This window comes from Mycobacterium sp. 852002-51961_SCH5331710 (assembly GCF_001665535.1).
Classification (GTDB): domain Bacteria; phylum Actinomycetota; class Actinomycetes; order Mycobacteriales; family Mycobacteriaceae; genus Mycobacterium.
In genome coordinates, this window is the sequence record NZ_LZSQ01000007.1 from 23,621 (window position 1) to 45,029 (window position 21,409).

A 21,409-nucleotide genomic window follows, 5' to 3' on the forward strand; every position below is an offset into this window, starting at 1 on the left:
ATGACTGCGGCGACTGCCGCGCAGACCGCGCGCAGGAGCCGTCACTTCGTACATGTTTCCGTCTGGCGACACAGTCGGTTCAATTCGCCTGCCCGGCACCCGGTTTCCATCCTCAACGGTGAGATTGAACATCCCGTCGAAGGGGCGGCGTTTCGTCACTGTGACGAATTACTCTGGGCAACAGGGGGAACCGGAGAGCGGCAACCCGCGGCGAGTCTCGGCCGGTCGGTCGTCATCACAACGTAGGCCTCGGCTGCGTGCACCGGCGGCCAGAGTTGAGCGGCCAACCGTGTGGAGGCGACTCGCGCCGACGCTACGGGATGGATTACTCGCACGAGGTTTGGGCAATCAACGCCGGTAAGGGGCCATAGTCAGGAGTTCTCGTGACAGCCCAGGTAACGAAAATGCCGATAAGCCACATTATGTCAAGTTTTGTGGAGTCGGCGGCCCTGCCCCGCATATCTGTCGTGTGCCTCGTACTCGCGGTCGTCAGCGACGCTTGTTGGCTGGCCGCCCATCTCAACTCCGAGGCCGGGGTAATGCGCCTGCCGAGCCCCGTCATCACGCACACTATGACCCGTGGCCGAATACGACTACATCATCGTGGGTGCGGGCAGCGCGGGCTGTCTGCTCGCCAACCGGCTCAGCGCCAACCCTGATCACCGCGTCCTGCTGGTCGAGGCCGGGGGCAAAGACAACTGGTTCTGGATCAAGGTGCCGGTCGGCTACCTGTACACGATCGCCAACCCCCGCACCGACTGGTGCTTCACGACCGAACCCGACCCAGGCTTGGCCGACCGCAGCATCATCTACGCGCGGGGTCGTGTGATCGGCGGCTGCTCATCGATCAACGCCATGATCCACATGCGGGGGCAGGCAAGCGATTACGAGCTGTGGGCACAAGCCACCGGCGACGAGCGATGGCTCTGGGGCGGTCCAGGCCGTCCCGGCGAGACACTGGCGATCTACAAGGAGTTGGAGAACTACTTCGGCGGAGCCGACGAGTGGCACGGTGACGCCGGCGAGATCCGGGTCGAGCGGCCGCGTGTGCGCTGGAAGATTCTCGACGCCTGGCAGGCCGCCGCTGCCGAGCTGGGCATCGAGCCGATCGAGGAGTTCAATCGCGGAGACAACTCCGGTAGCGCGTACTTTCACGTCAATCAACGACGCGGCAGGCGCTGGTCGATGGCCGACGCCTTCCTGCACCCCGTCGCCCACCGACCCAATCTCACCGTCTACACAAACACCCAAGCTCTACGGCTGCTGATGGACGAGCAGGTCCACGAGGATCAGCGTCGCGGCGCCTGGACCACGGCCCGGCACCGCGTCACCGGCGTGCATCTGCTCAAGGACGGCCAACTCATCGACGTTCACGCCCGCCGTGAGGTGATCCTGAGCGCCGGTGCCATCGGCTCCCCTCATCTGATGCAGGTTTCGGGCCTGGGCCCAGCCGGGCTGCTCACTCAGCATCAAGTGCCCGTGGCCGTCGACCTGCCCGGAGTCGGTGAAAATCTCCAGGACCATCTACAGCTCCGAATGGTCTTCCGCATCCGCGGTGCCCGGACCGTCAACACGCTGTATCGGAACTGGATCACCCGCGTGGGCATGGGAATTCAGTACCTGCTGCTGAGATCGGGGCCCTTGACCATGCCGCCGTCCACGCTGGGAGCCTTCGCGAAAAGCGACCCCGCGCTGGCCAGCCCCGATCTGGAGTGGCACGTGCAGCCTCTGTCCCTGCCGAAGTTCGGCGACCCTCTGCACCCGTTCGCCGCCATCACTCCCTCGGTCTGCAATCTGCGCCCCAGCTCGCGTGGACATGTGCGGATGGCCGATCCGGATCCGCTGGCGAAGCCGAAGGTCTCGTGCAACTACCTGTCCACTGACGCCGACCGTGAGATCGCGGTGCGAGGACTCCGGATGACTCGACAGATCATGGCGGCGCCGGCGCTTGCCCGCTATTGCCCTGAAGAGATGCTTCCCGGTCAGCAGGCGGTGAGCGACGAAGACCTGCTGAAGGCGGCCAGCGAACTGGGAACCACCATCTTCCACCCCGTGGGCACCTGCCAGATGGGAGCGTTCGACCCACGCGGCCTGCCGCACTCGGCAACCACGGTTCTGGACACTGACTTTCGCGTGTTTCGTGTCGCCGGCCTTCGCGTGGTTGACGCTTCGGCAATGCCCACCATCACTTCTGGGAACACCAACGCGCCGGTCATGCTCATCGCGGAGCGTGCTGCGCGGGCGATCCTGAAGTGAGTCGACCCGGTCAGGCGAAGTAATGCCCCGCGTTCAGGTCTTCGAGCAGGCTCGGTTGCTCGGGCGTCCATCCGAGCAGTTCCCGGGTGATCGTGCTCGACGTCGGATTGTCCAGCGAGGCAATCAATCCGATGAAGGCGAGCTGTTCCAACGCTTCCTCCGCGGTGACGCTGACGGCTGGTACGTCCAGCTGCTTGCCGATGGCTTCGGCGATATCCCGGAACGGAATACCCTCCTCGGCGGCCCCGTGCAATCGGGACCCGGCCGGTGCGGACTCAACGGCCAATCGGTACAACCGTGCGGCGTCGACGTTGTGGACGGCGGGCCAGCGGTTGGTTCCAACGCCAATGTAGATGGCCTGCCCCGTCTTTCGTGCATTCTCGATGAGCGTCGGGATGAACCCGTGACGGTCGGTGGGCCCGTGGACCGTCGGCGCCAGCCGAATGATCGACGCGCGCACGCCCTGGTCAACCAATTCAAGGCTGGCCTTCTCCGACGGTACGCGGGGTGCTCCCGCGGGCGGCACGGTCTCCTCGGTTGCCAACGCGCTCGACGAACCGGAGGCCAGCACTGCGGTGCCGGACGTATTGACGAAGGGCTTACCCGAGCCGGCCAGCGCCGTCCCGATTGCCTTCACCGCCCGAACATCGGCTTCGACGGCGCTGCCGTAGTCGTCGAAGTCATGCTTGAACGCCAGGTGAATCACTCCGTCGGACTCCCCCGCCGCGTTCGCCAGCACGTCGAGATCGTCGAGTGTGCCGCGAACGGGCCGGGCTCCCGCCTGCTCCACCGCCACTGCCCCCGAGTCGGAACGGACCAGACCCGAGACCTGATGACCGTGGTCGAGAAGCTCGCGCACCACCAATGAACCGATGTGGCCCGACGCGCCGGTGACGAATACTCGCATTTGCTTTCCTTCCACCAAGATGACAGTGACTGACATCAGATTTATACGTCATGTCAGCGCCTGTCATCCCCGTACTATTCCCTCATGGGTCGATGGGAGCCGGACGCGAAAGGCCGCCTCGAGCGCGCAGCGCTCGAGCTCTACGGCGAACGCGGTTTCGACGAGACCACCGTCGCGGACATCGCCGAACGGGCAGGCGTCACCGAGCGCACCTATTTCCGGCACTTTTCCGACAAGCGCGAAGTGCTCTTCCGCGGTGACGAATTGGCCCGAAACGTCGCCGACGCGCTGCGGGCGGCACCCGGCGACCTGTCCCCTCTTGATGCCGTCGCCGTGGCATTCGAATCGACCGCCGAGTTCTTCGAGGGTCGGCGATCGCAGTCGCGAAAGCGCCAGGACGTCATCGATGCCCATCCAGCACTGCGCGAACGGGAACTCATCAAACTCGCGAAGATGGTCGAGTTGATCGGGCAGGCACTACGCGATCGAGGAGTCCCGGACCCAGCGGCCGGCCTTGCCGCAGAGGCGGGAACCTCAGTGTTCAAGGTCGCCTTCGCCCGCTGGCTCGATGATTCCGCCGAACGCAGCATCGCAGTGCACATTCAGGAGACGCTGGCGGAACTCAAGTCGGTCGCCGGGAACTGAACACGGCCCGAGCGGCGCATCCGAGCCCGGAATAAACACCGCGCCCCTCGACTTGGCTCAAGAGTCGCCCTTTGCCCGAACAGGAGCATTCATGACTCGTCCCATACGCGTCGCCGTGCAGATCCAGCCCGGCGGCACACCCGATTACCGTACGTGGCGCGACGCCGTGCTGGCCGCCGACGACCTCGGCGTCGACGTGATCTTCGGCTACGACCACTTTCACCGCCCGGCGATGGAGGGCATCGTCGACGGCAAGCCCGTCCTGACAGACGAGCAACCCGACGTCGCCAACTTCGAGGGCTGGACCGCGCTCGCGTCGTGGGGTGAAATCACCTCACATGCCGAGATCGGGCTCCTCGTTACTGGTGTCGGCTACCGCAACCCCGACCTTCTCGCCGACATGGCGCGCACCGTCGATCACATCAGCGGCGGCCGGCTCATCCTGGGCCTCGGCGCGGGGTGGTACGAAAAGGACTACACCACATACGGTTACGATTTCGGCACCTTCGGTTCCCGTTTCGATCTTTTCGACGAGAGCCTGATCCGCATCGAGAACCGGCTCGCGGCTCTGATTCCGCAGCCCGTGCGCAAGATCCCGATTCTCATCGGCGGTACGGGACCAAAGCGCTCGCTGCCCGCTGTGGCAAGGCATGCCGACATCTGGCACGCGTTCCAGGACCTCGACGCGTTCCGCAGATCCAGTGACCGCGTCGACGAACTGGCAGCCACATTCGGTCGCGATGGCGCCGATATCGAGCGCTCGACGCTGTGGGAGGGGGCCGATAGCGCCGACGCCTTCCGCGAGGTCGGCGTCACGCTGTTCCAGACCGAACTCACCGCCGACAACGGTTATGACCTCACGCCTCTCAAGCAGGTGGTCACATGGCGGGACAACGGATGACGCTGCCTGAGGCTGGAGTTCAACCGGATTCCGCCTTGGCCCACAGCTCGTAATCTTTGCGGGTATGACCGACCGCACGCAGCTGGGCGCCGCGACCGTCACGCGGGTCGTCGAGTGGCGGCTTGACCTGCCGCTCAACATGTTTCCCGAAACCCCACCCACGGTGTGGCAGGAGCTGGCGACCGAACTGAGCCCCACGTTTTGGGACGCCCGTAACTGGCACGCCCTGGTGCAGACGTGGGTGATCGAGGTGGATGGGCTCACGGTTCTGGTCGACACCGGCGTCGGTAATGGCCGCGACCGGCCGGCGATGCCGTTTCTGGCCAATCTCGACACCGATTTTCTGGAATCGCTGCGCGCTGCGGGCGTCGCCCCGGAGTCGGTGGACGTCGTCGTGAACACCCACATCCACACCGACCACGTGGGCTGGAATACCAGGCGCGAGACCGACGCATGGGTTCCGACGTTTCCGAACGCGCGCTACCTCGTGCCGGAAGTCGACTACCGCTACTACCATCCCGACAACGCCGACGCGCGGGACCCGGGCCGCTCGGAGGAGCATCAGGCGCGACTCGATGCGAGCCGAATCCTGTTCACCGACAGCATTCTTCCGATCGACGCGGCTGGACAGCTCGAACTGTGGTCCGACGGCTATTGGGTGAGCGACTCGTTGAGGCTGCGCCCCGCGCCCGGACACACACCCGGGTCATCGGTGCTCTGGCTCGATGCGGGCAGTCCTGCGGTGTTTGTCGGCGACCTCACCCACAGCCCCATGCAGTTACACAGACCCACGGATTCGTGCGTGCTCGACGAAAACTTCGATGAAGCGGCGGTGTCGCGCCGGCGTGTGCTCGCCGAGGCGTCGGAGCGCCGCGCAGTGGTCCTTCCTGCGCACTATCCGGGGCACGGTGGGGCTACCGTCTCGGCGCGCGGCGACGCGTTCACGATCGACGACTGGCTCCAGATCAGCGCCCTGTAAATCGGCGCACATCGCCGGACGCTCCCAGTTCATTGGATAGACGTCTGATCTGTATTTGTATGATCTCTGGTGGATGAGCAGGCAATTCATGTCCTGAATTAGGAGGTTTTCATTGACCCTGGAGGGTAATGGTCATACGCTTTGCCGAGTAATGTCCAACACTGCCGGAGGTTGAACTCGATGGTCGTGACCAGCACCGCGCCCAATGTCTTCGAGGCTGATCTCCCCACCTTCACCTACGACCTCAACGCCGCCCCGCACGACATCCTCGAGGACGTCCGAACGGCCCAAGATCGCGCGCCCATCGCGATCGGCCCTCTCGGCCCGGAGGTCCTGTCATACGACCTGGCGAGAGAAATGTTGCGCGACGATCGGTTCCGTTTGCCCCCCGGTATCACTTTGGCGTCTCAGGGCATCACTTCGGGGCCGTTGTTCGAGAAGATGGCGAACAGCCTCCTGGGCTTGGAGGGTGAACCACATGTGCGTTTACGCAAGCTCGTGTCCAAGGCGTTCACCCCTCGTGCAACGGCAGGTCTTCAGGACACGATCCGTGAGGTGGTCAACGGATTGATCGATCGGGTGGTCGACGCCGGCCACTGCGACGTCGTCACCGACATCGCCCGTCCCTACCCCACCCCGATCATCTGTGCACTCATCGGTGCGCCGCGCGAGGATTGGCACCTGTTCGCAGACTGGACCGAAGAGGTCTTCAAGGCCATCAGCTTCCAACCGGACGTCAACTTCGACGAGTCCGCGATCATGCAGGCGTGGGGTGAACTCGACGCCTACGTCGACGACATGGTCGCCGCTCGCCGAGGCAACCTGACCGATGACCTGCTGTCCGAACTGATTCGCGCCGAAAGCGATGGCGACCGGCTGAATCTCGACGAACTCCGCATGCTGGTCGCGGGCTTCCTGATGGCAGGAACCGACACGACGCGCAATCAACTCGCGGCATCAGTGCAGGTGCTTTGTGAGCACCCCGATCAGTGGATGACGCTGCGCGAGCAACCCGAGCTGGGGATGCAGGCGGTCGAAGAAAGCATGCGCCACTCACCGGCAGCCAGTATCGCACCGCGCGCCGCGACGGAAGATGTCGAATTCGGCGGTTACATGTTCCCGGCTGGAACCTTCATCCTCGTGAACACCTTCGCGGCGAACCGCGACCCGGCGATCTACCACGACGCCGAGCGCTTCGACATCACGCGCAAGGACGTTCCTCCGATCCTGACGTTCGGTGGCGGCGCCCACTACTGTCTGGGAGCTAATCTCGCCCGGCGTGAGTTGGCTGAAGCACTGATAGTTCTCACCCAGCGCCTGAATACCCCCCGTCGCGTCGGTCCGGCGCCATGGAAGCCGCTACTTGGGATGACCGGTCCCACAACACTTCCGATCACATTTACCAGTAACGATCCTGCGGGCGCCCATGCGTAGTCGGGGCTGGGCGGGTTCGGCACCCGCCACGGACGAGGAGGCCATAGACCGAATTCTCGACGCGGTAGACGACGTCATCGCCGAACACGGACCAGCGATACGCCTCGCCGACGTGGCACGCAGGCTCGGCGTCACGCGGCAGACGGTGTACCGCTACTTTCCCAACGCTGACGCTCTGCTGATCGCCAGCGCGATGCGAGCCGTGGACGGATTCATCGACCAGGTCGTAGGTCACGTCAGCGGCGTCAACGACCCGGTCACTGCACTCGTCGAATGCGTTTCGTTCGCGGTCGAGAACCTCGTCGGTGATCCTCAGCTGGAGAACATCTTGGCCCGACGACAGGAGGGTGAAGAGGCCATCTCCTTGACTTCCGACACGGCGAAAGCATTCTGCAAGTCGTTCCTCAACCGTCTCGATGTCGATTGGCGGCTGCACGGTTTCGATAGGGTCGCCCTCGAAGATCTGGCCGAAATGGTCCTGCGCACAGTGCAGTCCATGCTGACCGATCCTGGACAGCCGATGCGTGACAGTGTCGCACTACGCCGCTTTGTTGCGCGATGGCTCGGGCCGGCGATCCTCTACCCGCGGATGACGTCACTGATGATCCACGAAGGTGATGCCGCGGGCTCATTGTTCGGCGGCTAACACCGCTGCGAAACTCTCTTGCATATCCTTGACGAAATATCCCGGTGTCTCGAGCGACGGGCCCAGGGACGTGGGCACTTCTCGATATGGCGGGATACACACTGATCGCCGACGGAACGTCGACCCGAAGCTCGAGATCGAGCGACGTCTCGGTATCCGGAAGCCTCGCGGCGGCCAACCGAGCCCGTAGATCGTCGATATCAGCGTCGGCCACGTGGGCATGGTGCGGCTTTGAGACGTGCACACCGCGGACCTATAGGCCACGCGCGTGTGGTCGAGAGTACGTTCGCCCGTATGGAGAACAACGGACCCAGCCGGACAGCCCTTGTTACCGCCTATGCTCACGCCCACCACCAGATCGCCGATAAGCCAACCATTCTCACCGACCCGCTGGCAGCTCCCCTGCTCGGTACCACCTCCGACGAGCTCACCGCATTGGGCTCCCGTACGGCCGATCGCCTCGGTGCCGTGGTCGGCGACCGGGGCCGCCGGCTCTTCTTCGCCGCCCGCGCCCGTTTCGCCGAGGACTCGATCGCTCGGGCTGTGGCCACCGGCGTCCGGCAGGTCGTCATCCTCGGCGCCGGACTCGACACCTTCGCCTACCGCAACCCCCATCCCGACGTGCGAGTCTTCGAGGTCGACCATCCGTCGACCCAGGCGTGGAAACGGGACCGTCTGCTCGCGGCCGGGATCGACTGCCCGGAAACGCTGAGCTTCGTACCGGTGAACTTCGAAACGGATGACCTCGCAACGAGACTGGAGTCGACCGCGTTCGCGCGAACCGCACCCGCGATCTTCCTATGGATGGGCGTCGTCTTCTATCTAACACCCGACGCCGCCCGATCCACGCTGAAATACATCGCGGGTCAGGCGTCTCCCACGGAGGTCGTCTTCGACTACCTGCACTCGGCGACCACCGACGAGGAGCGCGCGCATCTGCAAGCCCGCTCCGATCGGCTCGCATCCTCGGGTGAACCTTTCGTCAGCTACTTCACGCCTGACGGCATCGCGCGGGAGCTGCGCGACCTCGGCTTCACCGAGATCGATGACCGCACCGCCGAGGATGTCATCGCTCTGTACCTCGGCGAACCTCCCCACCTCGGTGTGGAACCGACTCGCACTCTGCAAGCCAGTCGGATTTTGTATGCGCGACGCTGAGGTCTGAAACCTCAGTAGCCTGAACCCATGTCTCGCCGCACGCACCGTACGCAGGCTGCGCAGCTCCTCGCCGGCGCAGCTGCGGGCCCGGCGTTCGTCACCGCCTACAGCGTCATCGGCGCGACGCGACGCGGCTACGACTGGAGGCGCTACCCGGTCAGTTCTCTGGCGGTCGGGCGTCACGGCTGGCGTCAGCGCGTCAACTTCGTCTCGGCCGGCACCCTCTACCTGTGCGCTGCCGAGCGCCTCTGGCGGTCCGATCGCCGCCGCATAGGACCGCGCGCGGTCCCGGCGATCGTCGCGGCGGTCGGGGTCGGCATGGTCGGTTCGGGCCTGTTCGTCACCGACTACGTCGGAAACCTTCTGAATGACGACGGAACTGACACCGACAACCCCCCGTTTGCCGCAGGCGTGCGCCCGCGCACCCCTGCGGGGCGACTGCACGATCTCTTCGGGATTCCGGTCTTCGTGGGCATACCCGTCGCCGCTCTGGCGAGTGCCGCCTCTGCGGCGCGGAGCGGGAACCACCGCTGGGCGTGCTACTCCGCGGCGTCGAGCGCAGCGATGACTGGCAGCCTTATTCTCTTCGGCGTCGCGATCGGTGGTCGATGGGGGCTAGGCGGCAAGAGCGGTGTCCTGCAACGTGTCTCGATCGCGACCGGACTCGGCTGGCTGAGCTCTCTGTCGCTGCGTGCTCTGTCCGGGTAACCGGGCTAGGCCATCAGCCGGCCTCTTCATCAGCATCGCGGTACGCCTCCAGCAGGCGCAGCCACACCTCGCTGATCGTGGGAAAGCACGGCACTGCATGCCAGAGGCGCGACACCGGAACCCGCCCGGCGACCGCGATCGTCGCCGCGTGCAGCAGTTCGGCCACGCCCGGGCCGACGAGGCTGACGCCTAGAACGTGGCCCTGTTCTTCGTCGACGACCATCCGGGCGTGCCCGGTATACCCGTCGGCGTAGAAGTTTGCCCCCGGCACCGCCTCCCCCATCTCGACGTCAACGACCTTCACCCGATAACCGCGACGCTTCGCCTCCGCGCTGCTGAGGCCTACCGAACCGGCTTCAGGGTCGGTGAAAAACGCCTGTGGAACGGCCAGATCGTCCGCGGTGACGACGTGGCGGCCCCACGGTGAGCTGTCCAGTGATTGTCGGCGGGCGCGCGCGCCGATGACGGCAGCGGCGATGCGCGCCTGGTACTTGCCCTGGTGTGTCAGCAGTGCCCGGTGGTTGACGTCTCCGAGTGCATACAGCCACTCTCCTTCCACTCCGGCTGCCAAGCACGTGTCATCGACATCCATCCAGTCCCCCGGCTGCAGGCCGACGGTTTCCAGGCCGATGTCCGCGGTGTTGGGATCTCGTCCCGTCGCGAAAAGAATCTCGTCCACGTCCAATTGGTCACCGGTGTCAAGAAGCACCTTCACCGGTCCCGCACTCTCGGCGCGGCGAACCTCGGTGACCGTCACGCCGGTCCGCACGTCGACTCCGGCCTGGACGAGGCCCCGACGCACATACTCTCCGACGAACGTCTCCATCTTGGGCAGCAGACCCCGGGTACGCGCCAACAGCGCGACCGATGATCCGAGACCTCGCCAGGCGGTGGCCATTTCGACGCCCACCCCGCCACCGCCCACGATCGCGAGCCGTGCCGGTACGGCGCTGCTGTCGGTCGCCCGCCGGTTCGTCCACGGCGCCGCCTCGGCGACGCCCGGGATGTCAGGGATCGCGGCAGTGCTCCCCGTGCAGATCACCACCGCATGACGGGCCTCGAATGACCTGAGTCGGCCGTCCGTGCTGGCCAGCGCGACCCGGCGCTCACCCACCAGGCGGGCATGGCCGCGAAACAACGTCGGACCCATCGCGGTCAAGTCATCCGAAACAGGCGCGTCGTCGTAGTTCGTCACATAGCGGTCGCGCCGGGCGAACACACCTTTGGGGTCGACGGGCCCGGTTACCGCTTCGCGGGCGCCGTCGACCCGGAGAGCGTCGGCGACGGCCAACGTCGGACGTAGCATCGACTTGCTGGGCACGCAGCCCCAGAAGTTGCATTCGCCGCCGACGAGCTCGCGCTCCAGGACGGCCACCGACAAACCCTCGGCGTGTGCCCGCGCGGCGGCGTTGATGCCTACAGGGCCCGCACCCAGCACCACGACGTCGTACTGAGTCGCTTCGCCGCCGACCGACCCCGCATCGTCCCGTTCTACTGCTGTGTCCATGGTGACCGTTTCTCACTCTCTCGGATTGTCGGATCGGTCGAATCGTGTTGGATCTACGTGACGTCTCGGTCGTGGCCCCTTTCCTGCAGCACCCACCGGTTGCCGTCGGGATCGCAGAATTTCGCAAAACTCGCGTAGTCGGCGTGCTCCGGGTCCACGCCCGATCGGAACGTTCCCGGCCAACTGCCGGCGGTGGTGTCCTTGTGGTGGACGTCGGTCACCGCCACTCCCGAGGCGATGAGCCCCTCACGGCACGCCTCGACGTCATCGACCATCAGGTACAAACCTGCGACGGAATTCAGGGGCACGTCGGACAGGCCGACACCGAACTGAATGGATGCGTGGGATCCGTTGGGTGTCAACTGAACCACACGAAAGCTCGGCGACGGCGAGTAGTCGACGTCGAGGTGAAATCCGACCACGTCGCGGTAGAAGCGCAAGGCGCGGTCCACGTCCGTCACACGGAGTACGACCACCTCGAGAGCGGCATCTTGGATCACCGCGTCACCAGGCGATCGCGGTTGAGCTCATCGGTGTCGAGTCCCCGGTCGGGCCCATGGGCGATCACCGTCTGTCCCGGCTCGAGGTGAAGTTGCTCGCCGTCGATTTGCACGTCGATTTTGTCCGGCTCGAAGGAGACGAAATTGCGCACCCGGTCGACCTCCGTCCAGGCGTCGGTGTAGGACCACGCTGCGCGGCGGCGCTCCCCCACGTGGTAGTAGCTGGCAAGTCCCTTGTAGGGGCAGAAAGTCTGTCCGTCGGCCGGTGTCAGCGCTGCCTCGTCCACGTCGTTGCGAGGCACGTACCAGCGCGGCGCGAAGCCGGACTCGTAAAGCGCCAACGGGGAGACGGTATCCGCAATCACCCGGTCACCGTCCCGTACAGTCAAATGCCTTGACGTGAAACGGATATCGATACGGTGGTACAAGTCCGCTGCGTGTCCCAGAATGCGTTCGTCTTCTTCGTAGAAGGCGTCCATGGCACGCCATGCGAACGCGACGCGTCCGGCGAGCACGGCCCCGTGCGACGGGAGGTCGGAGAACTGCCACGCCGCGCGCCGCACCTCCTGCCCGGAAATCCTGACGTTGAACCATCTGAGGGGTCCGAGGTCGGCGTGTTCGGTCCTGTGGCCGTCCTCGACCAGCGCACCAGCCTCGACGTCGCGACTCGGGAAGTATGCCACCGGGTAGCGGCCGGGCTCATGCAGCAGCACGACATCCTCGCTGTCGGCGATCCACGTCCCTCCCAGGCGAACACGCATGCGGCGTCTGAGCGGCTCGGCGAACAGCAGCCTTGGAATCGGTTCGGCGGCGAGGAACTGGCCGACGGATCCGACGGCCAACGGGCCCTGCTGCCAAGCCAATCCCATGATTCCTCCAATTACTACGGTCATCGCGAATGGCGCCACGTCGCATGCTCAGCGCAGCCCCTGGAACACATATCGGAATATTGGGATGTTCCTCCCATAATTCTGGGCTATATAACCCAAAAAGTCCAGACCCTCGCTGAGAAATTGCTGATGCCCAGATTATCGCCCTCAGGAGGGGCGTGCCCGCCCGGCGGCAGGAGAGTTTCTGCGTGTGCGCGTGGAGGCGGCGAAGGAGGAAACGTAGTTCAGGGCGGCTTCCACGACCGCCTTGAAGGGCTCGGACGAACCGGTGATGTGTGTGAGCAGAGTGCCACCTTGATGAGCGGTGACGAGCACGGCCGACAGATGACGAGGATTGGCCTCGGATGTCAGGTCACCGCGTTCACGCATCGCCGTCAGTCCGTCCTCGAAAAGGCTGAGCCAACGGTCGTATCCGGCGGCGAGGTCGTCGAGAACCACATCGTCGGACTCGAGTAGCTCACCGGTCAACGACCCGTAGACGCACCCGTTGCGCAGATACTTCTGACCGTCCTGAGTCCAGCACAGATCGGCCCACTTCCGAAGTGAATCAATGGTATCCAGACGGCCCATCCGGGGTTGGGTGTGGAAGTCGACGACGAACTCGGTGCGGGCGGCGATCACCTGACGGGTGAGCGCCTGCTTGTCGGAAAAGTAGTGTGACAGTTGAGATCCGCTGACTCCGACGGCGCGTCGAATGTCTTCCAGACTGGTGCCGTTGACCCCGCGTTCGAGGATGAGTTCCGCGGCGCCGTCGATGATTCGTGCCCGCGTGGCCATGCCTTTCGCCGTGTATCGGGCCGCATCATCGGGTGCGGTCGAGGCGATGGCGGCGCGTCTGCTCAGGCGGCGCGGAGCACGGACGGTCCGTAAAGCCGGGTCCTTGGCCAATAGATGCAGATAGTTGACGATGAAGCCGGTGGCATCGGCCAACGGCCATTCCTGACGATAAGCGAAGGACAGTATTCCGGCGCCCTGGTGCATGCTGACGACCATCAACGCGAGTTGACGCGGTTCGGCCGACTTGATCAGCAGGCCGCGGTTCTTCATCCGGGCGAACGAATCCTCGAGGAGATTCACCCACCGCCAATAACCTTCGGCGAAAGTCTGGCGGGTACTGTCGTTCGACTTAGCAAGCTGGCCTGCCAATGCGTGATACGTGGCGGTGCCGCGGTACCCGATTTTGCGCAAGTACCGCAGGTTCAGGTCGGCCCACCGCGACCAGTCCTCGAACGTGTCGAGTCCGCCGACCTTCGGCTGGCGGTGGAATTGCAGCACCGTCTCGGTCTGCCGTCTGATCACCGCCCGGATCAGTTCCTGACGGTCGACAAAGTAATGGTTCAGTTGGGAGCCGCTGACAGACGCCGCGCGACGCACCTTGTCCAGGTTGAAGGCCGACAGACCCGTCTCGAGCAACACATCTGCTGCGGCACGCAAGATCTTCTCTCGCGTCGCGAATCCCTTGGCTGTGAAACTTCGCGATTTCGAAGCATCCGCGGTGGTCATCTCCCCTATGAAGATACCTGGTGGCGGGGCTCGAGGACGGCGGACTGGCCGACAGCAGTCGATCGTCAGCTGTCTCTCGGTAGCTGGGAGAGGAACTTCCGCACAAGCGCTGCGACCTCGTCGAGTGCCGACTCGAGAAGGAAATGCCCGCCGTCGAGCAGATGAATCTGGGCGTCGGGCAGGTCTGCGGCGAAGGCCTCGGCGCCGGCCGGGCCGAAAATTGGGTCGTGGCGCCCCCACGCCGCCAGAAGTGGGACGCCGGAATTTCGGAAGTAATCCTGCACCCGCGGATAGAGCGGCGGATTCGTCGCGTAGTCGCGAAACAGTGCGAGCTGCACTTCGGCGTTCCCGGGCCGTGCGAGCAGAGCGAAGTCGTGGAGCCAAGCCTCCGGGTCGACCAAACTCTCATCGGAGACCCCGGTGAGATACTGCCATCGCGTGGCGTCCAGCGTCAGGAAGGCGCGAATCGCAGACTCGGTGTCCTCGTCATTTCGTTCGTGGTACGCCCACACGGTCTTCCAAAAGGTTTCGACGAATCCGGCGTCGTAGGCGTTTCCGTTCTGGCTGATGATCCCCGTGATCGCCGCTGGATCCCTCAGCGCGAGACGCCATCCGATAGGTGCGCCGTAGTCCTGGACATACATGGCGTACTGACCAATGCCCAGTTTCTGCAGTAGGCCCGCCGTCAGGTCCGTCAGCGCATCGAACGAGTACGCGAACTTCTCGGCGGTCGGCGCATCTGACAGCCCGAACCCGAGGTGGTCGGGGGCTACCACGTGATAGTCCTCGCCCAGCAGCGGTATCAAATGGCGAAACATGTGGGAGCTGGTGGGAAATCCATGCAAGAGAACAACTGTGGGCGCACCGCCGTCGCCAGCTTCCCGGAAGAACAAACGATGCCCGTCAACGGTGGTGTAGCGGTGATGAACACTGACCATCAGCAATCCGCCTTTCCGGCTGGATGTTTAAAAAAGTGGGTCAAGCCACCCATTATGCGCGCAACCGGCGTGCCCGGCAACCACTTTCTAGACGGCGACGGGCATTGATTCTTGAACACAGTGACGTAGAGTCTGGTCATGCCCCTTGGGCATGCCGTGGAGAGGAGGCGCCCGTGCCGACGCTCCACGCGGTCAATGTCGGGTTGCCGAGGGACGTGCCGTGGCGCGGACGCACGGTGCACACCGGAATCTTCAAAACGACGGTCTCCGGACCGGTCGTTGCCAGGCGCCTCAATCTCGACGGCGACGGCCAAGGCGACCTTCACGGCCACGGCGGTGAGAATCGGGCCGTCCTGGTCTATCAAATCGAGGCCTATGACCACTGGAAGTCCCACCTCGGGCGTGACGATCTGCGGGCCGGAGCATTCGGCGAGAACTTCACTGTCAGTGGATTGCCCGACGACGAGGTGTGTATCGGTGACCGGTACCGCATCGGGGAAGCGCTGTTCGAGGTGACGCAACCGCGGGTCACCTGTTTCCGTGTCGGGATGCGTCTCGATGAGCCAAATCTCCCACAGCTCATGGTTTCTCACGGCCGACCCGGGTTCTACCTCCGCGTGCTTCACGAGGGACGGGTACAAGCGGGCGATGACATCGTCCTCACCGAGCGCGGGCGGAACCAACTGACGGTCGCCGAGGTCGACGCGCTTCTCTACCTGCCCGACCGTGATCCGGACCGTTTGCGCCTGGCGTTGGATGTCGCCGCTCTGAGCCCGGGCTGGAAGGAGTCCTTCCGCGACCTCCTCGACCCGCCCGTCGAGCCAACGGGCGCTCCGTCGTGGGACGGATTCATGCCACTTCGTGTCGTTGACGTCCATCACGAAACGCCCGCCGTGATGTCGATCGAACTCGGCGCCGACAAGCCGCTGCCCGTTGCGAAGGCCGGTGATCATCTCGTGGTCCGGGCCACCGGGGCCGGTGACCCGCCGCCGCTGCGGAGCTACTCACTATCCGGCGATTCGACCGCGGGCACTTATCGGATCAGCGTGAAGCGTGAGCCTGGCGGCGTGGTGAGCGGATGGCTGCACGAGCGGATCGGCCCCGGGGCGACCATCGACGCCGCAGCGCCGCGCGGCGACTTTCACCTCTCCCCCGAGGCGCGCCCGATACTGCTGATGTCGGCGGGAATCGGGGTCACGCCCCTGCTCGCCATGCTCTATGAACTCGCCGCCCAGGCGTTTTCACAACGCATCGTATGGATCCACAGCGCCAGGGACAGAGAGTCTCACGCCTTCATCGAGGAGGCCGCCGGTCTCCTGCGGCAGTTGCCGCGTGCTGAGCAGTACGTCCATTACACCGGCGGAAGGCCGGGCCGCCGGTTGGATCGTGACTTCCTCGCCGCATTGGACCTGCCGCAGGACGCTGACGTCTACCTCTGCGGACCAACGGGTTTCATGGCGGCGATGCGTGAGGCCTTGACCAACGTCGGGTTCGAGCCGGCACGGATTCGAGCCGAAACGTTCGGGACGCTTCCACCGATCAACCCCGGGTTGAAGGCCGTTGGTCCTCCAGTACCCCCGCATCCGCCCGAGATGCAGTCTGCGGACGGATCACGTGTCACGTTCTCGCGAGTCGGTCTGACGGTTCGCTGGAGCGAGTCCTATCAGACCTTGTTGGAACTGGCCGAAGCCTGTGATGTGCCGACGCGGTACTCGTGCCGCAGTGGTGTCTGTCATGTGTGCGTCACCGGACTCGTCGCCGGGAGCGTGGCGTATCCGAGACAGCCCTTGGAGCTACCGGGACGGGATTCGACGCTGATCTGTTGTGCGGCACCGCTAACCGATGTCGTGCTCGACCTATGAGCGGCGGATCCATCGGGCTGGGTCGGATTCAGCGACAGACGCGTCAATAAATGCCAAGAAAACGCACAGCCGTCTGCTAGCTTCGCGAAGTGCTACTTCGCCAGCGACGCGAGCGAGGCCGGATGGTTCTCGCCGCGACCGTGATCGCCAGCCTGACCGTCGTCGGCGGTGCGGCCTGCGGTGGTTCTACCGAGCCCTCCGAGTCCCCGGCGGCGAAAGCCGACGAATCAACCACGGCCCCGCCGGCCGAGGTGGCCGAGAACAAGCCGAAAGACGAGCAGCAGGATTCCCAACCCCAGTTCACCGGTGGCGTCTACGGAGATCCGGCGGCCGCCATCGATTACTGGGAGGAGCAGACCGAAAGCGATTGCGGGCTGATGGCCACCCGCATGGTGATCGGCGAGATCAACGGGTCCGCGCCGACCGAGCGCGAAATCATCGACCTCGCAGCGAAAACGCCCAGCGACTGCGATCCAGGGCAGCCGGTGTACGACGAGAGCGTCGACCCCAGTGACGGCGGTGTCGGCCATGGCACGTGCACAACCGATCTTCTGCTCCTGCTCAAGCATTACGGCATCGAAGCCGACTACACCAACGACGAAACCGCTTCCAAGGGTGGGCTCGCGACGGGGATGGACGCCTTGGCGGGATATCTGGGTGACGACCGGCAGGCGATCGTGTGTGTGAACTCCAATACCATCTGGGAAACCGATGGTGACAAGACGGGATGCGGTCACTTGGTCACGGTCGCCGCGATCGATTACGACAACGACGCCGTCTATCTCGGCGACAGCGGCGGCGACGATACGAAGGGCGAGCACGTCACGACCGATGTGTTCGAATCTGCCTGGGCCGCAGGTGACCACGAGCTTGTGGTCACCGCACCCCGTTGACATCGACAGTGGCGTAACTGCTTAGAGAGCGCTGAGGGATACCACCCCCGTCAGGCCGGCCGCCACCGTCATCGCGGCGGTGGCACAGGTGGTCCGCCACCCGAAACTGCGCTCACCGCCGGCAAGGTGATCAGCAGAGCGCCGATCACCAGCACCAGAATGAAGTACTCCGGGATGAATCACGTTGCCACCGTGCGTTCCACGACACAGCCAGGTAAATGCGACTTCACGAGGAGAACAGCCATGAGCGTCGACAGCATCTCGGGTTCGGCTACGACCGGACTCGACGAGTTGGTTCCGTCGCGTTATGCGGTGCAGATCGGTGACATCGAGGTTCTGGTGATCAGCGACGGCGTGCTACCGATAACGGCCCGGACGATGGCGACCAACGCCGACCAGGACGAGTTCGGGAGTTGGCTCGACGATCGGTTCCTCCCCCACGACGTGCTCGACTGGCCGCTGAACGTCGTCGTGGTGCGCAGCGGCGACCGGACCATCCTGGTCGACGCCGGGCTCGGTGTGGAGTTCCCCGACTTCCCGCGCGCCGGGCAGACCGTGCATCGCCTGGAGGCCGCCGGCATCGATCCGTCGGCGGTGACCGACGTGGTGCTGACCCATCTGCACATGGACCACGTCGGCGGGCTGCTGACCGAGGGTCTCAAGCAACGGCTGCGCTCGGATCTGCGGGTCCACGTCGCGGCAGCCGAGGCCGAGTTCTGGGAGGCACCCGACTTCTCCCACACCGACATGCCGGCACCGGTGCCGGACGCGCTGCGATCGATCGCGTCGCGGTTCCTGTCCGAATATCGCGGCCAGATGCGGACCTTCGAATCGGAGTATGAACTGGCGCCGGGCGTGCTGGTCGCGCGCACCGGCGGCCATACCCCGGGGCACGCCATCGTCCGACTCGACTCACGGGGTGACCGGTTGACGTTCGCCGGTGACGCCGTGTTCGCTCCGGGCTTCGACAATCCGGAGTGGCACAACGGGTTCGAACACGATCCGGAGGAGTCCGCCCGCGTCCGCATCGAGCTGCTGCGCGAGCTGGCCGCAACCGGCGAGGCTCTGGTCGCCACCCATCTGCCGTTCCCGTCGGTCTGCCGGGTGGCGACCGCCGGCGACGTCTTCCGGTGCGTGCCCGAGGTCTGGGGCTACTGACGGTTCGGCGCGTGGCGACCACCCGCGCGATCTGCCTGGGGTGCATCAGGATTGTCCCGGGATCGACGCCTTGCAGCATCCGAAGGAAGGTCTCGGACATCGCAATGTCATTCGACGCGGCTGCCATGTAGGCGGTGACGTAAGAGTTGAGCGCCCGCTGCGGACACGCTTTCCATCCGCTCGTCGGTAGGAAGCTGAAGTCGTTGAGCCGGTTGGCCCACCAGAAAGGCGTCAGCCGCCGAGCGACACCGCGGAAATAGTCGTGGGTCGCCGAGGCGCCGTCGGCGGCCAACGTCTCCTGAAGACTGAGAGCCTGCAGCAGTGCCGACGTCATGCCCTGCCCGTACATCGGGTTGAGGCTGCACACCGCATCGCCGATGACCAACAGACGCTCCGGGAACGAGGACAACTTGTCGTAGCGACGCCACACGCTGGTCGGAAACTGTCGGTGGTGTGTCTCCCCGACCGGTTCTGCGGCCGCGAGTGCGGTGCTGACCTCCGGCGGGACACATGCCGCCACTGCTGCCAGCATCTCGGGCAACCGGGTCGGCAGCTGGTGTCCGGCCACGCCGATCAGCGTCACGACCATTGTGTCGTTCTCGTGGGCGAGCATCCCGACGCCTGTCGGTCGTTCCTTCGTCGGGCTGACGAAGATCACCCTGTCGCCCAGGGCGTCCGGCGTCAGGCGGAAGAGCTGGCTGGTATAGGTCAGTCGCACCCGATACGACTGCTCGACCGGACGCGGAAAGCCATGCGCTGCAAGGAACGCCGGTGTACGTGCCGAACGACCGGTTGCGTCGACCACGAGATCGGCGGACAGTATCGTTTGATGCGCGCCGGTGCGGTCGACGATACGAACTCCGGTCACCGTGCGGTCGTTCAACACGGGTCCGACGACGTCGTGGCCGTCGAGGACCTTGACATTCGGCAGTGCACAAACCCGTTCGCGCACAACGGATTCCAACAATGGACGGCTCGCAGGCTGAACCGGCATGTCATCGGGCTTGGCGAGCGCCCCCGTTCGACATAACGCATGCCCGCGAACCTCGACGTACACCCCCGACAGGTCGCGGTTGTCGAAGATCGGGGCGCCGGCGTCCTGCAGCTCCTTCGTCGCTCCGGGAAACAGCCCCTCGAGAATCTTCAAGCCCAGGCTCATCAGCATGTGCACGTGGTGTCCCTGCGGCACCCCGGCTCGCTGCGACACGTCCTCGGGCAGTCTGTCCCGTTCGACCAGCGTGACCGAGTCATAAGCATCCGACAGCACTCTCGCGGCGAGCAGCCCACCCATACTCGCGCCGCACACCACGGCTTCTCGCGTCGTCATCGCGCCCCTCTTCGGCCCGGCCGTACCCCAAACGGTGGCACACAGCGCCGTCGAGAGTGCGGTTTCAGGCCAAGAGTGGCCAGTCCGCGACCACTGAGACCCGACCGGCCGGGCAGTCTGTAGCCTGACGGCCGTGAATCCCTCGCGTGTGTCACTCCCCGCCGGACTGCTGGCCTGCACCGCATCGCTGGTCATGACCCTCGCCGCATGCGGCTCCGACACAGAGGCGTCGTCGACCACCACGCCGCCCTCGACGAGCACGTCGTCGCTGGCCGACGAGTTGGTTCCACCGCCCGTCGAGACGGGCGACCCCGCCAGCGCAATGTGTCCGACAGGGGCACCGCAGCCCGGCGGCACTCCGGAGTGGACGCTCAGCGGCGACACCGGCAGCGTGAACGTCACCGGATCCACCGACTCGGCGGCACCGCTCATCGAGGTACAGTCGCCGTTCAGCGTCACCGAGACCCAGGTGCACACACTCAAGCCCGGCGACGGACCGGTCGTCTCCGATACGGCGAAGGTCCTGGTCTGCTACATGGGCGTCAACGGACGCGACGGGTCCGTATTCGACAGCAGTTACGAGCGCGGTATGCCTGTGGACTTCCCGCTCGACGGCGTCGTACCGGGCTTCCAGAAGGCCATCGCCGGACAGAAGGTCGGGTCGACGGTCGCCGTCGCGATGACGTCAGCCGACGGCTACCCCGAAGGTCAACCCGCGGCGGGCATCCAGGCCGGCGACTCCCTCGTCTTCGCGATCAAGATCCTCGACGCCTCGAGGTAGACCCGGAACGGTCAGCCGCCGCCGGTGACCGGATTCATCGACAGCGTGATGAAGGCGCCGTTCTTCCACACGCCCCAACGGCCGCCCCAACCGGAGAACCAGACGACGGGCTCTCCGAGCCAGGTCTCCGCCGGTTTGCGCGGTGCCCATGCCGGAACCGGCTCCCCGGCCATCGGCCTCGCAGGCGGCGGCGGAGCCACACCCGGCGGAGGCGGTGGCGGAGGCATTTCGGCGGCCAGGGCCGGCGGCGGAGGCGGCGGCGGTGGAGCGGGCTGTGCGCTTGCCGGAGCGCTCAGCCCCAGTGTCGTCGCTGTCAATCCGCCTGCGATGGCAGCCAGCGTGGTCTTGGACAACCTCATGAGCATGCCTCCAGCGGTCGAGCGAATCCGATGCTTCGAATTTATAGCCTGCATTTG

The 21,409-nt window shown here is 65.0% G+C and carries 20 protein-coding genes and 1 pseudogene; 13 read left to right on the forward strand and 8 right to left on the reverse strand.

Annotated features, from left to right (window positions below; genetic code table 11):
• Positions 1-579 precede the first annotated feature (579 nt).
• Positions 580-2,256: a GMC family oxidoreductase gene (locus tag A5752_RS01750; RefSeq protein WP_067081088.1), complete on the forward strand. Its 1,677-nt coding sequence runs from the start codon at positions 580-582 to the stop codon at positions 2,254-2,256.
• A gap of 10 nt (positions 2,257-2,266) precedes the next feature.
• Here the strand turns inward: A5752_RS01750 and A5752_RS01755 are convergent, their stop codons facing one another.
• Complete coding sequence (locus A5752_RS01755; protein WP_067081090.1) at positions 2,267-3,163, reverse strand: SDR family oxidoreductase; 897 nt, start codon at positions 3,161-3,163, stop codon at positions 2,267-2,269.
• 84 nt (positions 3,164-3,247) lie between these two features.
• Here A5752_RS01755 and A5752_RS01760 point away from each other — a divergent pair, with 84 nt between their 5' ends.
• The 7 genes from A5752_RS01760 to A5752_RS01790 all read left to right on the forward strand — a co-directional run bounded on the left by A5752_RS01760 (position 3,248) and on the right by A5752_RS01790 (position 9,634).
• Positions 3,248-3,808: a TetR/AcrR family transcriptional regulator gene (locus A5752_RS01760; RefSeq protein ID WP_067081093.1), complete on the forward strand. Its 561-nt coding sequence runs from the start codon at positions 3,248-3,250 to the stop codon at positions 3,806-3,808.
• Positions 3,809-3,899: 91 nt separating this feature from the next.
• Entirely contained in the window at positions 3,900-4,709 is an 810-nt protein-coding gene (locus A5752_RS01765) for an LLM class F420-dependent oxidoreductase (RefSeq protein ID WP_067081096.1), read from the forward strand.
• Positions 4,710-4,773: 64 nt separating this feature from the next.
• Positions 4,774-5,688 carry an MBL fold metallo-hydrolase gene (locus A5752_RS01770; protein WP_067081099.1) on the forward strand — a complete coding sequence of 305 codons (915 nt, stop codon included), beginning with the start codon at positions 4,774-4,776 and terminating at the stop codon, positions 5,686-5,688.
• 180 nt (positions 5,689-5,868) lie between these two features.
• A complete protein-coding gene (locus tag A5752_RS01775) occupies positions 5,869-7,122 on the forward strand; it encodes a cytochrome P450 (protein WP_067081102.1) in 1,254 nt (417 codons plus the stop codon).
• On the forward strand, positions 7,115-7,768 hold the full coding sequence (locus A5752_RS01780) for a TetR/AcrR family transcriptional regulator (protein WP_067081104.1): 654 nt from the start codon (positions 7,115-7,117) through the stop codon (positions 7,766-7,768). Before A5752_RS01775 ends, A5752_RS01780 begins: the two co-directional genes overlap by 8 nt.
• 294 nt (positions 7,769-8,062) lie before the next feature.
• A complete protein-coding gene (locus tag A5752_RS01785) occupies positions 8,063-8,926 on the forward strand; it encodes a class I SAM-dependent methyltransferase (protein ID WP_067081106.1) in 864 nt (287 codons plus the stop codon).
• Between the two features lie 27 nt (positions 8,927-8,953).
• On the forward strand, positions 8,954-9,634 hold the full coding sequence (locus A5752_RS01790) for a DUF998 domain-containing protein (RefSeq protein ID WP_067081109.1): 681 nt from the start codon (positions 8,954-8,956) through the stop codon (positions 9,632-9,634).
• A gap of 13 nt (positions 9,635-9,647) precedes the next feature.
• Here the strand turns inward: A5752_RS01790 and A5752_RS01795 are convergent, their stop codons facing one another.
• From A5752_RS01795 to A5752_RS01815, 5 genes are all read right to left on the reverse strand, one after another.
• Positions 9,648-11,141 carry a dihydrolipoyl dehydrogenase family protein gene (locus A5752_RS01795; protein WP_067081111.1) on the reverse strand — a complete coding sequence of 498 codons (1,494 nt, stop codon included), beginning with the start codon at positions 11,139-11,141 and terminating at the stop codon, positions 9,648-9,650.
• 53 nt (positions 11,142-11,194) lie between these two features.
• On the reverse strand, positions 11,195-11,641 hold the full coding sequence (locus A5752_RS01800) for a VOC family protein (protein ID WP_286159378.1): 447 nt from the start codon (positions 11,639-11,641) through the stop codon (positions 11,195-11,197).
• Entirely contained in the window at positions 11,638-12,510 is an 873-nt protein-coding gene (locus A5752_RS01805) for a DUF427 domain-containing protein (RefSeq protein ID WP_067081113.1), read from the reverse strand. Before A5752_RS01805 ends, A5752_RS01800 begins: the two co-directional genes overlap by 4 nt.
• A 168-nt stretch (positions 12,511-12,678) precedes the next feature.
• Positions 12,679-14,034 carry a TetR/AcrR family transcriptional regulator gene (locus A5752_RS01810; RefSeq protein WP_067081115.1) on the reverse strand — a complete coding sequence of 452 codons (1,356 nt, stop codon included), beginning with the start codon at positions 14,032-14,034 and terminating at the stop codon, positions 12,679-12,681.
• A 65-nt stretch (positions 14,035-14,099) separates the two neighbouring features.
• Positions 14,100-14,972, reverse strand: a complete 873-nt coding sequence (locus A5752_RS01815) for an alpha/beta fold hydrolase (protein WP_067081251.1) — start codon at positions 14,970-14,972, stop codon at positions 14,100-14,102.
• Here A5752_RS01815 and A5752_RS27660 point away from each other — a divergent pair.
• The 4 genes from A5752_RS27660 (at position 14,874) to A5752_RS01830 (ending at position 18,885) form a co-directional block, all read left to right on the forward strand.
• Entirely contained in the window at positions 14,874-15,080 is a 207-nt protein-coding gene (locus A5752_RS27660; protein WP_197500524.1) for a hypothetical protein, read from the forward strand. The two genes, A5752_RS01815 and A5752_RS27660, sit on opposite strands and share 99 nt — an antisense overlap.
• Positions 15,081-15,145: 65 nt before the next feature.
• Complete coding sequence (locus A5752_RS01820) at positions 15,146-16,834, forward strand: MOSC and FAD-binding oxidoreductase domain-containing protein (protein ID WP_067081118.1); 1,689 nt, start codon at positions 15,146-15,148, stop codon at positions 16,832-16,834.
• A gap of 251 nt (positions 16,835-17,085) precedes the next feature.
• Positions 17,086-17,727, forward strand: coding sequence for a hypothetical protein (locus A5752_RS01825; protein WP_156613523.1), 642 nt, complete (start codon positions 17,086-17,088; stop codon positions 17,725-17,727).
• Positions 17,728-17,970: 243 nt separating this feature from the next.
• Positions 17,971-18,885 (forward strand): MBL fold metallo-hydrolase, encoded by a 915-nt coding sequence (locus tag A5752_RS01830; protein ID WP_067081124.1) that lies wholly within the window; start codon positions 17,971-17,973, stop codon positions 18,883-18,885.
• A gap of 295 nt (positions 18,886-19,180) precedes the next feature.
• Here A5752_RS01830 and A5752_RS28195 read toward each other — a convergent pair.
• Positions 19,181-20,407: pseudogene (locus A5752_RS28195) on the reverse strand (FAD-dependent oxidoreductase); the annotation flags it as partial.
• Between A5752_RS28195 and A5752_RS01845 the strand changes: the two are divergent.
• Entirely contained in the window at positions 20,346-20,993 is a 648-nt protein-coding gene (locus A5752_RS01845) for an FKBP-type peptidyl-prolyl cis-trans isomerase (RefSeq protein ID WP_156613525.1), read from the forward strand. The pseudogene A5752_RS28195 and the gene A5752_RS01845 sit on opposite strands and share 62 nt — an antisense overlap.
• A gap of 11 nt (positions 20,994-21,004) precedes the next feature.
• Here A5752_RS01845 and A5752_RS01850 read toward each other — a convergent pair whose 3' ends face one another.
• Positions 21,005-21,352 (reverse strand): hypothetical protein, encoded by a 348-nt coding sequence (locus A5752_RS01850; protein WP_067081256.1) that lies wholly within the window; start codon positions 21,350-21,352, stop codon positions 21,005-21,007.
• Positions 21,353-21,409: the final 57 nt, after the last annotated feature.

Coding starts and splice junctions, on each gene's coding strand:
- A5752_RS01755 (WP_067081090.1), bottom strand. CDS start 3,163: ATGCGAGTATTCGTCACCGGCGCGTCGGGCCACATCGGTTCATTGGTG.
- A5752_RS01760 (WP_067081093.1), top strand. CDS start 3,248: ATGGGTCGATGGGAGCCGGACGCGAAAGGCCGCCTCGAGCGCGCAGCG.
- A5752_RS01765 (WP_067081096.1), top strand. CDS start 3,900: ATGACTCGTCCCATACGCGTCGCCGTGCAGATCCAGCCCGGCGGCACA.
- A5752_RS01770 (WP_067081099.1), top strand. CDS start 4,774: ATGACCGACCGCACGCAGCTGGGCGCCGCGACCGTCACGCGGGTCGTC.
- A5752_RS01775 (WP_067081102.1), top strand. CDS start 5,869: ATGGTCGTGACCAGCACCGCGCCCAATGTCTTCGAGGCTGATCTCCCC.
- A5752_RS01780 (WP_067081104.1), top strand. CDS start 7,115: ATGCGTAGTCGGGGCTGGGCGGGTTCGGCACCCGCCACGGACGAGGAG.
- A5752_RS01785 (WP_067081106.1), top strand. CDS start 8,063: ATGGAGAACAACGGACCCAGCCGGACAGCCCTTGTTACCGCCTATGCT.
- A5752_RS01790 (WP_067081109.1), top strand. CDS start 8,954: ATGTCTCGCCGCACGCACCGTACGCAGGCTGCGCAGCTCCTCGCCGGC.
- A5752_RS01795 (WP_067081111.1), bottom strand. CDS start 11,141: ATGGACACAGCAGTAGAACGGGACGATGCGGGGTCGGTCGGCGGCGAA.
- A5752_RS01805 (WP_067081113.1), bottom strand. CDS start 12,510: ATGGGATTGGCTTGGCAGCAGGGCCCGTTGGCCGTCGGATCCGTCGGC.
- A5752_RS01810 (WP_067081115.1), bottom strand. CDS start 14,034: ATGACCACCGCGGATGCTTCGAAATCGCGAAGTTTCACAGCCAAGGGA.
- A5752_RS27660 (WP_197500524.1), top strand. CDS start 14,874: ATGCAAGAGAACAACTGTGGGCGCACCGCCGTCGCCAGCTTCCCGGAA.
- A5752_RS01815 (WP_067081251.1), bottom strand. CDS start 14,972: ATGGTCAGTGTTCATCACCGCTACACCACCGTTGACGGGCATCGTTTG.
- A5752_RS01830 (WP_067081124.1), top strand. CDS start 17,971: ATGAGCGTCGACAGCATCTCGGGTTCGGCTACGACCGGACTCGACGAG.
- A5752_RS01850 (WP_067081256.1), bottom strand. CDS start 21,352: ATGAGGTTGTCCAAGACCACGCTGGCTGCCATCGCAGGCGGATTGACA.